Annotated in this window: 11 protein-coding genes; 3 read left to right on the plus strand and 8 right to left on the minus strand. The window is 43.2% G+C overall.

The window, feature by feature from the left end; genetic code table 11:
* Positions 1 to 90: 90 nt before the first annotated feature.
* Both DI53_RS20395 and DI53_RS17680 read right to left on the minus strand, forming a co-directional pair.
* Positions 91 to 267, minus strand: a complete 177-nt coding sequence (locus tag DI53_RS20395; RefSeq protein WP_157836796.1) for a hypothetical protein — start codon at positions 265 to 267, stop codon at positions 91 to 93.
* 129 nt (positions 268 to 396) lie between these two features.
* The gene (locus DI53_RS17680; protein WP_081939496.1) at positions 397 to 927 is read right to left on the minus strand and encodes a YciE/YciF ferroxidase family protein; all 531 of its coding nucleotides are present in this window, start codon (positions 925 to 927) and stop codon (positions 397 to 399) included.
* 269 nt (positions 928 to 1,196) lie between these two features.
* Between DI53_RS17680 and DI53_RS17685 the strand changes: the two genes are divergently transcribed.
* Positions 1,197 to 3,398: a hypothetical protein gene (locus DI53_RS17685; RefSeq protein WP_131555360.1), complete on the plus strand. Its 2,202-nt coding sequence runs from the start codon at positions 1,197 to 1,199 to the stop codon at positions 3,396 to 3,398.
* 15 nt (positions 3,399 to 3,413) lie between these two features.
* The gene (locus DI53_RS17690; protein ID WP_037502965.1) at positions 3,414 to 4,151 is read left to right on the plus strand and encodes an SDR family oxidoreductase; all 738 of its coding nucleotides are present in this window, start codon (positions 3,414 to 3,416) and stop codon (positions 4,149 to 4,151) included.
* 74 nt (positions 4,152 to 4,225) lie between these two features.
* Here DI53_RS17690 and DI53_RS17695 read toward each other — a convergent pair whose 3' ends face one another.
* The 3 genes from DI53_RS17695 to DI53_RS17705 form a co-directional block, all read right to left on the minus strand.
* Complete coding sequence (locus DI53_RS17695; RefSeq protein WP_037502967.1) at positions 4,226 to 5,185, minus strand: manganese catalase family protein; 960 nt, start codon at positions 5,183 to 5,185, stop codon at positions 4,226 to 4,228.
* 77 nt (positions 5,186 to 5,262) lie between these two features.
* The gene (locus tag DI53_RS17700) at positions 5,263 to 5,853 is read right to left on the minus strand and encodes a DUF4142 domain-containing protein (protein WP_037502968.1); all 591 of its coding nucleotides are present in this window, start codon (positions 5,851 to 5,853) and stop codon (positions 5,263 to 5,265) included.
* Between the two features lie 398 nt (positions 5,854 to 6,251).
* Positions 6,252 to 7,589 (minus strand): S41 family peptidase, encoded by a 1,338-nt coding sequence (locus tag DI53_RS17705; RefSeq protein ID WP_037502972.1) that lies wholly within the window; start codon positions 7,587 to 7,589, stop codon positions 6,252 to 6,254.
* A gap of 363 nt (positions 7,590 to 7,952) precedes the next feature.
* Between DI53_RS17705 and DI53_RS17710 the strand changes: the two genes are divergently transcribed.
* Positions 7,953 to 8,762, plus strand: coding sequence for an alpha/beta hydrolase (locus DI53_RS17710; RefSeq protein ID WP_037503216.1), 810 nt, complete (start codon positions 7,953 to 7,955; stop codon positions 8,760 to 8,762).
* A gap of 77 nt (positions 8,763 to 8,839) precedes the next feature.
* On the opposite strand, the gene DI53_RS17715 is transcribed toward DI53_RS17710, so the two are convergent.
* From DI53_RS17715 to DI53_RS17725, 3 genes are all read right to left on the minus strand, one after another.
* On the minus strand, positions 8,840 to 9,517 hold the full coding sequence (locus DI53_RS17715) for an SOS response-associated peptidase (RefSeq protein WP_037502977.1): 678 nt from the start codon (positions 9,515 to 9,517) through the stop codon (positions 8,840 to 8,842).
* Between the two features lie 6 nt (positions 9,518 to 9,523).
* A complete protein-coding gene (locus DI53_RS17720; protein WP_037502981.1) occupies positions 9,524 to 10,765 on the minus strand; it encodes a Y-family DNA polymerase in 1,242 nt (413 codons plus the stop codon).
* Positions 10,766 to 11,203: 438 nt separating this feature from the next.
* Positions 11,204 to 11,617: a hypothetical protein gene (locus DI53_RS17725; protein ID WP_206538055.1), complete on the minus strand. Its 414-nt coding sequence runs from the start codon at positions 11,615 to 11,617 to the stop codon at positions 11,204 to 11,206.
* Between the last annotated feature and the right edge of the window lie 3 nt (positions 11,618 to 11,620).

Consider the following 11,620-nt stretch of genomic DNA (forward strand, 5'->3'; position numbering starts at 1 on the left):
ATGGTAAGTTGTCAAACGTTCCCGAAATACTTTGTCCAAGCGTATCTACGGATATGGCGAGCGTCATTCCCCTTTAAACCTCTGCAGCGATTATGAAAAGATTTTCGCAACTTCCAAGTGAGTAAATAGTACGTGCAACCCCGCTATAAAATGTAGCGCCACTCTTCCGTGGAAGAAACCTAGATCTGACAGTTGCATCGGACCGATAATGATCGCCCCCAAAATGATCATGACTGTCATTTCTGCAACGGAAAGTTGCCCAGTCATTCTTTTCCCCAAACACGCAATAGGATCCGCAAACAGAGGTACATCACGCTATTGGGGATGTATGTCAGCCGCACAGGTTTCTTATAAAAAAAGCCGACCTTTTGGCCGGCTTGTGGTATGTACCTTGGCTTATTCGGCAGGTACGTTGGCTTCAGAAAGCGCGATCGTTGTCAACAATTCATCGGTTTCCTTTTCTTCCGCTAACGTTTGTCCTAACACTTCTTTCACCTCATCATGTCCCATCAGTTCTGCGAAGGTGACGACGCAACCATAACTTGCGATTTCGTAATGTTCTACTTTTTGTGCCGCTACGATTAATGCAGCATCAAGCACTTCCGGGCTATCTTGAAATTCCTCAATAATTTCCTCAGCTTCGGCTAACAAACCTTCCATCGCTTTACATTTTTTACCTCTTGCAGCCAAGCCTAAGCTAGAAAACACAGTTTTCAAACGTTCGATATGGCCTTCGGTCTGCTCGTAATGCGTGTCAAATGCAGCTTTTAATTTTTCACTTTTTGCCGCTTTGCTCAACTTTTTAAGCCCCTGTAAAAGCTGTCTTTCTGCGCCCAGAATGTCTTTTAATTCATCTACCAAAAGTTCATGTAAATGCGCATTAGGCATGTTTCCTTGCTGTTGTTTTTCTTGTGATTTATTTGCCATGATAGTTTTAATTTTGATATGTACTGAACGACAATTTTGTCAATACGTTTACAAGTTAACTTCGCAATTTTCACAATTTATACTCATTGCTCTATGTTTTTTATACGGAGTGTATCTCTCCTCTTTACTGTATGCGAGGCTTAGCGAATTAGTCTAACCCCGCACAGTCATGTGCTCAGAACTATTTAATATTGTTTTCGTTCAGTGTAAACATGTTGCTTAGGACTTCATGGCCTAAGATAGTAGATCAATTAACTATTGAACAAAGTATGGAAGACAGCAAGCCTTTAAAACAGCAGCATCAATCTTTGATCGAAAGATTAAAAGAGAAAGATTACACCATCCAACAGGATTATACCATAGGAAGGCAGCGATTGCAGTTAATATCTTTTGCGGAGCAAACGGCTATGTTAGTCGAGCTATCGAAAGCATACCAAGTGCTTATACGATTGGTAGATCATCATGGCCGGGATCTAAAAATAGAGCTCGTTGACAAAGCGCACGGGTTCAGACTAAACGTGAGCACAAGTTTGGGCCTGCACGTGATACACGTACATTGGGCTTTAGAACCAAATTTCCAAATACACTACCGGGTGCAATTTACTCCCTCAGCAACCACCTATTTCGAGGGTAGCCAAGCAGAGCTGTTGGTACTGTATAACGATTATTCCGTTCCGCAAGCTCCGACTATATTTAGCAAACAAAAAGGTGGTCGATCGGGAATTTGCTCGTGCTCTTTTAAAAGACCTTCAAAAGGCACATTGTTTTATTTTCAAAATCTAAGCGCGGTGCAGGCCTATGCCGAAGCTTGTGAAGTGACATTGATGGACAGCGTTTCAGTAGCATGGCCGGCCTTGGGTTTTGCCCTACCCCAATCTTTGGATCAGCCTTTACAAGCAAACACTTCCTATGATATATGTGACGCGTATTTAATATTCGAAAACGAAAGCTACAGGTCATCTCATGATGTCGCAATGCAGTTTCTACGGCACCAATATCAGATCTATCAAAAGTTGGATAAGCCCATGGTAGTATTAGAAAACGTGCTTGAAATGATACAAAAGGGCGCGACCGATCTATGTAAAAATCACGGTTGTTGGCAACAGGTAGAAGCAGACGCATACTTAAATGCTTATGTAAACGATTATGAAAACCCTGCGGAAAGCATGGTTCAACTCGCTGTTTTGTGGCCTCTCCAAGCATTTCATAAAAAATATCCTAAGCAGGAAACGGAAGAGATAATAAATAACATTGTCAAAGGTATACCGCGTTTTTATGACGAAAAACTTCGTTCTTTGGTACGTTGGATTCCACAAAAAGAGTATCTTTTGGACCATAGCGAAGAGCATAAAAAACCGCGAATAATGGATGCGTGGTATCTTCACCACCCCCTATTGAATTTGGCTTTCGTTCTCAGCGGCGGATACGGCACACCGGAATTGGAAACTCTTTTTTTTGAGTCTGTAAATTTCTGCACCAAGGTAGCGCAAGCATTCGATTACCAGTGGCCGGTTTTTTATGATTTGGATACGCTTGACATAAAGAAAGCAGAATCTGCGCCCGGCAAAGGAGGCGAGCGAGATGTTCCCGGTCTTTATGCTTTTTTACAGCTTCGCGCGTATGAACTCTCTAAAAAGAAAAAACACCTTAATGAAGCGAAGCGCGCCGCAAACGCTTTACTTGATCTGGGTAATAATATACTTTATCAGGCTAACAACACAGCCTACGCTGCTGAAGCGATGTTGGAGATATGGCACATCACGAAGGAAGAGAAATACCTACACCTAAGCGAAATGTGCATAGCACATTTATTGCGTAATACTGCCCTATGGGCAATGACCTATGGGAATGCAAAAGAATACCCGAGCTTCTTCACTATGTACCCTTTATCAGATGCTCCATATGCAGCTCTTTTTGAGGAAGAAGAATGCCTGGCTTCGTTCAATCGATACGTTAAGCTTGTACACCAGTATCGTGCGCCTGTGGCAAATGAAATAAAGGTGTTGCTGCCGGAATATACAAAGTACATGCTGGGCCGCATGCCCTATTATTTTCCACCGATGCTGCCGCCAGATGTAATAGCTCCCACACCTAAAACTGGATATATTAATAAGGAGTTGTGGATTCCTGTAGAAGATTTAGGTGATGGCTGGGAACCAATCGGTTCCGTAGGGCAAGAAGTATATGGTTGCGGAGGAATGTTTTACGTCGCGCTTCACCATTTGCATCAGCTTGCCAACGACAAAAACTTTTGCTACATCGGATACCCGGTGCTGGAAAGCAAGCGCACGGAGAAGTCTTTCACTTTTTTACTCGCGGGATCGTCCGCAAACCGTTGCCCGATACGAATTATTGGTGCAGAGAATAACAATTTCAGGATCTATTGGAATGATAAATCGGAAACGTTAGATAGTGATAAGAATACTACGGAAGTATATGGCGGGCAGGAAGTAACTATTAAATGGAATTAATAAGTACAGAAACATATGGATAGCAAACAAAATAAGAAGGTATTAATTACCGGGGGAACAGCCGGGATCGGACGAGCAATAGCGCTCCTACTCGCAGAAGCCGGCTATCATGTCACGTTGATCGGCCGAGATTATGAGAAATTACAAGATCTTCTAACCGATTATAATAAATTGGAGAGGCGTGGCACCCTAAATGGGCTGATCGCGGATCTTACTGATGAAAGAGCCATCGAAAAAATACTGCAGGAATATTTAGACGATTATGGGTGTCCGGACATATTCATTAACAATGCTGGCCTGCCTTATAACGGGGTTATGGATGAGCAAGGCGACTCACTAGCTTATCTCGTAAAAACTAATTTATGGGCATATATGCATCTTGCCGGAAAAATTGGCTCCCGAATGATCCAAAACGGTGTGCAAGGCGACATTATCAATGTAGGATCGATGAGCGCTGACGTACGTGAAAAAAACAGCTCGGCGTACGTCGGCACGAAAGCTGGAATTCAAGGCTTCAGCGAGGCATTCCGCAAAGAAATAAATCCACATGGAGTCCGCGTTTCGCTTATCGAGCCAGGAGCGGTAGGTACTGACATGCAACCCACCTCCCCTGCTGAAGAGCGCGACATGCAGAAAAATGAGGAAATGCTCCTTGCGGAAGATATTGCTGATGCTGTATTGTACATTCTCGAACGTCCACGACGCAACAATATTGCTGTGCTGCAAATTAAGCCAACTAAACAGTACATTTAAGACCGACTTGCTGGTCCAAAAAAAAGCCCCCGGAGAGCATAAATCTTACGGGGGCAACCTTCTATTCATGTTATCTACTTTTTCTTAGCTCGCGGGTTTGGTCCTGCTTTCTTTTCCATATTCTTCAAAGTCTTTTCCTTAAATTCGGTGAAAGCATCAGCCAATGTCTGTAAATCGGGATCCAAACCGGGGGCAAACTCTTCTGGCCGTTCTGGCGCCACGGGGTTAGGATATGATTCCCTCGGTTCTTTCAGCGTGACCAATTCAGTACCGTCATTTGCAGGAGCACTTCCTTGAAAAATTTTGTCCATTTGCGAACCATCTAATCGGAATGTATACTGCTCCCTGTTTATACCGGCATCAATCAGTTTCTTAACTTCCGGATATTGCGTAGCATCAAATTTTGGGATGGGTAACGCTTTTGCCCAGTCAACACCGAGTGTCTCTAATGCTTTTGCAAATGCCATCTCATGTGCTTCGTCTCGAGCAATTAAAAATGCTACGGTGGCACGTAAGGTCTTATTTGAAGACATTTGATAGATACGACATTTTTGCAACCTACCCGTTGATTCCAGAACCAAATTATCCATCAAATCTAAAACGAGGTTACCATGATTGTGCACATACGAGCCGCTCCAGGGATTTCCTGCTGCATCAACCGGCATTGCACCTTGTGCGCCATGAATAAAGTGATGCGGATTAGGCGCATGTCTCGCAATGTCTAGCGTAGGATCTCCCCCCGCTCCCGGTACATCGAATTTCCCACCATGATATTCGGGTGCGCCATCCAATAATCGAGATATCGTTTTCGTTATAAGTTCAACATGGCTTATTTCTTCTATCCCGACTCCCTGTATTAAGTCCAAATATGGAATCCCATCGCCACGGAAATTAAAGCTTTGGAAGAGATATTGCATCATGGTGCGCATTTCGCCAAACTGGCCGCCTAAACCTTCTTGCAACACGTTTGCTGCGGATGGATCTGGTTGATCGTCTACGATCGGATTTATTAAATTCTGTACGTGATAAAACATAATTAAAAATTTAGTGTGAAACTTCGTCTAGAAATCCTTTTGCGTCACTTAACAATGCTGAGAATTCCTTTAAACACTTATTTAATTTCGGTCTTTATAGTATTAATAAGCTCCAAATGATGCAATACGACCGGCGTCGTTTTTTCAGCAAATCCCTTCAGCTCTTCATTTTCCAGGCTGCTTTTACCCTGCTCCATTAAATCCCTTGTTTTTTCATGTCCTTCAATCATCGCAGTAACATATGCCCGATCAAATTCAGTTCCTGATTTGGAAGCCAAATCGTTCTGCTTTTGTTGGTGCTCGGCATCCAACGCCGTAGGCAATAGGATGTTATTCGCTTTGGCGATTTGCTGAAGTTCCGCATTCGCTTTGCCATGATCGGAAACCATCATCGATGCAAACTCCTTTATCCGGGCGTGCTGTCCCTTCTCTAACGCCAGTTTGCCAAACGCAACTTCAGCCATACCACTAATGGCGGCTTTAGATGCAAATGTTGTATCGGCAATACTGTCTACCCCCTGCCCTGATATACTATCAGCGCCGGTCGATGTTGGACCTGCAACATATGCGCTATCGTCGCTACGCCCCTCGCTATTGGACGTATTGTTACACGCGTAAATAAAATAACTTGTAGCCGCAATGGCTAACATTGGAACCATTCTTTTCATAATCTTTCAATTTTTCTGTCTAACGGGGATGCTTTCGTTTTAGTTCTAGGTTGCTTGCTTATAATGCATTACAAGTATAAACCGTTAGTATACAGGAAAATTACGTGGATAGCTGATTATATACGAATGTCCCCGGCGTATAGCTTACTGCTTAACGCAGGATGTACTTCCAATCCATCCGACTTTTCGGAATCATTGGAATACCCTTCGGAAAGAAAGTGCCATCAAAGTCGAAGAAAAAAATGCTGCCGCTGGCACGGTGCCTGATCTCCAGAAGTGCTCGTGCATTATCCGATGTGCTGAAGTATCGGTAGTCGAAATCACCTTTACCTCAAGCCAATTCGTTGCCCTTTTTGGTATTGACTAAGATCAATCTATCCGCATTTCGGCGTCAGGCGTTACTCCCACTCCTTCAACACGTCCGATACATAATCTATCCAATGGTTTTCGCCGATCGTTTTGTCTAGGAAAATATCGGGATGGATGCCCATATCGTCCACGGCCATATCCGGGATCCGAAATGAACGGGAAATGCAATACTCAAATATAAAATCTCCTGTCGGAGAAGTTGCTTCAATCATGTTAGATACATCAAGCGCACCGCCGGTTTTCCTACCGAAAAGCTTCACCTTTCTACTTTGCTTAGCGGCTAAAATAAATTGTTCGGTGGTACTAAAGTTGTTTTCATGGACAATGATGCCAATGTTTTTAGGAAAAGGTAAGACGTCGCCTTTTTTTGAAACAGAGACGTCCCTTCCGAAGATGTTAATATACTTTCCTAAGTTTTCATTCAATTTGTTCTGGATCATTCGGTAAGCAGTCTTTTCTTCCTCATCCAGTTCAGGGTTCGCAATCAGACTTTCCCACACCAAGTTATTCTGCTTCGTAGACCGCACTTCTGCATAAACCGTTCTTGAAGACCCGGTAAATAGATAAGGCATGAGTTTAAAAAAATTATTATCCTGTCCACCTGAGCAATCCCGCAGATCAATGATTAGATTCGGCGTTTCCTTGATGCTTTTGTCCATCTGTGTAATCAGACTATCAATCGCTGTTTTGTTGAAGGTGAATGAGGGTATGCGGAGGTATACAGTCTTGTCATCACGTTTATAGCCATAGGTTTCTTCACTCGTCTTCAGTCTATAAAATTCACTATCGCTGTTTTGTAGGGCCGTTTTTGGAAAAACGCGTCTGTAGGTAAGCTGATCAACAAGCAGAATAACATTATCCAATAAGTCAACAGACTTGATCGGCATGGATTTAAAAGTGGAGAGATAACGCGTTCCGCTGTCTAAGTATTTGTTCACTTCAAAAACGAGCTGACTTTTTCTCCAATCCTGCTGATCATAAAGTATACTAGCAACATATCGATCGCTAGATCGCTTCACGGCAATGGTGTGCTGCGGACTTTCCCATATTCCTTCTATATCGCTATTTACTTTCTCCCTCAAATAATTTTTGAATAATGCGGTATCCAACTCTTCAGATAAAAACTGCTTTTGCCAGATCTTCGCTGCTATTTGTTTTTGCTGTACTTTGTCCGTTTTGGTAAACCGGAAATGGTCATTGCGGAAAAATTTCACCCAATCTTCCAAGGCCTCCTTGCAGATGTCATAATCATCAATCACAGCGACGCGCTCCTCTATACTTTTATTATGTGCGGCATAAGCCATAAGACCTTTCTTCGCTAGGATATGCTCGAAACCGGCATCGTTATCCTCAAAGGTTTGTTTCACCCATAAGTAATTAGCTTTGCAATCGCAATTTTGGCCGTATGTGATTAGAGAGTTACACAATAATAGAAATAAAAATAATCTAGCGAGCATATGATGGTTACGTTAGTATCACTACGCCAAATATAAGTAACAACATCCTAAATATGAGATAAGAAATGAAGTAAATTGACATATTGTAAACTTGCTTAGCTATTCGATACTGTTCCGTGGATGGGGCTTTAAATCGAGCTAAGCAACGTGCCGAGCTAAATACAATAAAAGATAATTTACTAATCAGGCGATAAGAACATTAGAAACGCGATGAAGATTTTATGGAATTGAACTAAAACAATGGACGCGGGTTTTATACTAAACATTTACATTATGAGCAGAAAGATTATTTTTATACATGGTATGTTTCAAAATCCGGTAAGTTGGACACCATGGGTAACTTATTTTAGTGCGCAAGGCTTTGATTGCCATGCACCGGCTTGGCCAGATCACGACGGGGAGCCAAGAGTGCTGAGAGCATCCCCTCCCGAGACGTTGGGCGATCTCACGTTGGAAGAAGTAATAGAAAAATTGGAAGCGGATGTTATTTTGGCAGGTGGAGACGACCCGGATGTGAGTAAAAGACCTATCGTTGTGGGGCATTCGGTCGGCGGATTGATCGCACAGATTTTTGTGTCGCGCGGGCTTGCCAGTTTGGCGGTCGCGATATGTCCCGTTGCGCCAAATAAAATGATGACGCTTGACTGGCCGTTCTTTAAAAACGTAGCGGCAATTGCAAATCCTTTCAAAGGTGATAAACCATTTGAGCATACCGCAGAAACTTTTCACGAAAGCTTCTGTAACACATTGACCAAAGAAGATGCCGCACTTGCTTTCAAACTTACGGCCACGCCAGATAGCCGCAATGTACTTCGTGGATGTTTGGGCTCAGCTGGTGAAATAGATATCACGTTGAAACATGCGCCATTGCTATTTATTAGCGCCAAGGAAGATAAAATTATTCCATACGAATTGGTCGAAAAAAATGCATCTGCATATACAGACGTATCCAGCATGGTGACATACAAAGAATTTCCTGACCGTTCGCACTATATATGTGTCGAACCCGGCTCAGAAGAAGTAGTTGACCACGTTCATCAATGGATTAAAGACCAGCAATCTGCTGTGCCCCTGTTTGTTTAGCCAAACGCAATAACATAAGTGGAGGGCGTAGTTGTCCTCCTCTTATCGATGTTACCATCCCTATAGTTTGACACGAATCAAAACATCTCCAACTGCGGACCTGCTTTATCAGAATTATTAAGATCCTTATTTCGAGCATTGTTTACCTTTTTGTCAACCTGCCATCCTTCAAGCACATTGTCTTCCACTGGTCGCAGCAGGCTAAACCGCATGTGTAAAGGTAGCGACCGATCTAGCCATTTAAGCGCATCTGCCTGTGAAAGAACGCATGGCATTCGATCATGCACTTTGCCCATCAGATTATTTGCAGGTTGCATAATCATGGTACAGGTAGGGATAACCAAGCCTGATGCCGTGTCTTTCCATGTGTCCCACAAGCCTGCAAGGTATAGAATACCTTTATCCTTCCTACGAAAATAGTAAGGTTGGCTAGGCTTCTGTCTTTTATCAAACTCGTAAAATCCTTCAATGACAAAAACGCAATGCCGCTTGCCCAACAAATTTTTGTACGTAGAGAGGCTTTGCACCGTTTCAATACGTGCATAGGTTGTGGCGTAGGCCGGAGGCTCGCTCGCGAAACTAGGGATAAGTCCCCATTTTACGTAGTGGATCTTCCCAGGCCGAGCATCCAGAATGACGGGCATCTCTGTGCCTGGCGGTCGGTTCGTATCTTTTTCAACATTTTTACCACCCAACTCAACACCTGCTTTTTTAGCAAGTTCTTTCGCTTCACTAATCAATGTTCTACCACACATATCAAATTATTTTACCCCAACAATATCTTTCCATCGCGTTGTATATCCCCCACTCAAATGTTCATGCTTCAATCGCCATTTCTTTTCGAAGCCTTCGCTTGCGAGTCGCACCGCACCTCTCCCGTAGGCCGTATTTAGTTGGTCGATTATAGCCGACAGGCCTGTATGCTTTGTTTTATGTTCTTGAAATAGGTTGTATTGCACTTCTGCTTCAGGAATTAAGACTGTCGCTATTACGCCGGCCTTTCGGTATTTTATACCCGTACGGAAAAGCATCCTTGCCACCTTGGTAGCAACAGATACAATCTCTAGCGTGCTGTTGCTAGCAACAGGCATACGATGCACATGTCTTGGGTAATGTTGCGGATGATCTTCGCGGTGTACATTCGTAAACATGAATACCTCCAGAAACTGACAACATAGGCCTTCAACACGCAGTTTCTCAGCCAAACGGCTGGCATAAGCGGTAACCGCTTCGCATAGTACGTCCGGGCTTTCGATATAGCAACTAAAGGATCGCGTGACGGAAAGGCCCTTCGCCTTAGCAGGCGGGTCGCCTATACTTAACATAGGGCGCCCCCAAAGTTCATTATACAGTCGCTGCCCCTGCACCGTCATATTATTTTTAAACCACATTTCAGGCATATCCCTCAACTGGCCTACTGTCTCGATGCCAAGTTTCTCAATCTTTTTATAATATTGACGACCAACACCCCATAAGTCTTCCACTGGAAATGTAGCAAGAGCTTCAGCTATTGATTTATCAGAGTCCATTACAAACACGCCCTTATTTTTCTTCGCGAGCTTATTAGCCACTTTTGCTAAGGTCTTGGTAGGACCGATACCAATAGATACGGGTATGCCTGTGTTGCGAATTATTGCTGCCCTCGCCTGCACGGTATGTTCATAAATATGCTTGATGCCCGCCGCCCATGCAAAACATTCATCGATGCTATAAGGAACAACCATAGGAAACCAACGGCCTAAACTTTGCATCACGCGTTCGGAAAGATCACCGTAGAGGACATAATTACTGGAAAACACCTGAATATCGTGCTTCGTAATCAAATCTCGCACGAGGAAGGCTGGGTCACCCATCCGGATACCTAGCTGTTTGGCTTCTTCACTTCGCGCTATCACGCATCCATCGTTGTTGGATAGCACCACAACTGGCACAAGTCTCAACGACGGTTTAAATAGTCGCTCCGCTGATGCATAGAAATTATTACAATCACACAGTGCAAACATATATGTATCTTCCCTCCTCTAGTCCTTCTGACATGCTGCCCTCACTTACAGTAGTATCACCCATTCTTTGCATCACTATCTTCCGATTTTATTTAAAAATCTACACATCCTATTGCGCAGGAGGTCGCAGCTATTCGTCACCCAATTAATAAATGACCGCTTAGCGCACACCTCATGATCTTTTAATCATAGAACAAAGTTATACTAATAATTTTAGTAATTTAATTTTTAAAAAGAAATTGCGTATTTATCCATGGACGTATGACAATCCCTTGATATACAAGATCCCAATAAAATTTTACGAGAGTACTTTAATAGGGATAGAAAACTTAGATCGAAATTTCGGAGATCAATCTTTCGCCGTATTTGCTACATACAGACAAAGGTCGAATATCCTGTATAAGTCTTTTAATTTAATGTTGTATCGTAGCATAATCGCTAGCGCAATCGACCAGCCAAAAATGTCAAACGTACAAAAGCTACTTCGGCGTTTTCACGCAACTGAATAGGCATGTCCAACGCCTTCACCTCTATTTCGTCAATAAATACAGCGAATAAACCGTCACGATGCGCTAAGAAAGCCGTATCCAACGCCGTCGCAACAGCAGCCAGCTGCATATTTTCAATATCTCCGAAGCCAATCTTGCCGTCTTTCGCTTGGTCTTGAATTTCTTGTGGCGTTAGGAACGTCAATAACTGCACTTCTTCCCGACGTCCATTATAACGCGCGACTTCTGCCTCAACACATGCTTTGATAAGCTCAGCCAACGTGCGCGGTACGACTTGTAATGTATATGGGACGGAAATTACACGCTTCTTTCCCAATCGCTTTAATTGTAAAACCAATTGCATTTG

This window comes from Sphingobacterium deserti, from assembly GCF_000757725.1.
GTDB classification, from domain to species: domain Bacteria; phylum Bacteroidota; class Bacteroidia; order Sphingobacteriales; family Sphingobacteriaceae; genus Sphingobacterium; species Sphingobacterium deserti.

Bases quoted from the DNA above. Each gene is read 5' to 3' on its own strand.
- DI53_RS20395 (WP_157836796.1), bottom strand. From the start codon at position 267: ATGACTGGGCAACTTTCCGTTGCAGAAATGACAGTCATGATCATTTTG.
- DI53_RS17680 (WP_081939496.1), bottom strand. From the start codon at position 927: ATGGCAAATAAATCACAAGAAAAACAACAGCAAGGAAACATGCCTAAT.
- DI53_RS17685 (WP_131555360.1), top strand. From the start codon at position 1,197: ATGGAAGACAGCAAGCCTTTAAAACAGCAGCATCAATCTTTGATCGAA.
- DI53_RS17690 (WP_037502965.1), top strand. From the start codon at position 3,414: ATGGATAGCAAACAAAATAAGAAGGTATTAATTACCGGGGGAACAGCC.
- DI53_RS17695 (WP_037502967.1), bottom strand. From the start codon at position 5,185: ATGTTTTATCACGTACAGAATTTAATAAATCCGATCGTAGACGATCAA.
- DI53_RS17700 (WP_037502968.1), bottom strand. From the start codon at position 5,853: ATGAAAAGAATGGTTCCAATGTTAGCCATTGCGGCTACAAGTTATTTT.
- DI53_RS17710 (WP_037503216.1), top strand. From the start codon at position 7,953: ATGAGCAGAAAGATTATTTTTATACATGGTATGTTTCAAAATCCGGTA.
- DI53_RS17715 (WP_037502977.1), bottom strand. From the start codon at position 9,517: ATGTGTGGTAGAACATTGATTAGTGAAGCGAAAGAACTTGCTAAAAAA.
- DI53_RS17720 (WP_037502981.1), bottom strand. From the start codon at position 10,765: ATGTTTGCACTGTGTGATTGTAATAATTTCTATGCATCAGCGGAGCGA.
- DI53_RS17725 (WP_206538055.1), bottom strand. From the start codon at position 11,617: ATGCAATTGGTTTTACAATTAAAGCGATTGGGAAAGAAGCGTGTAATT.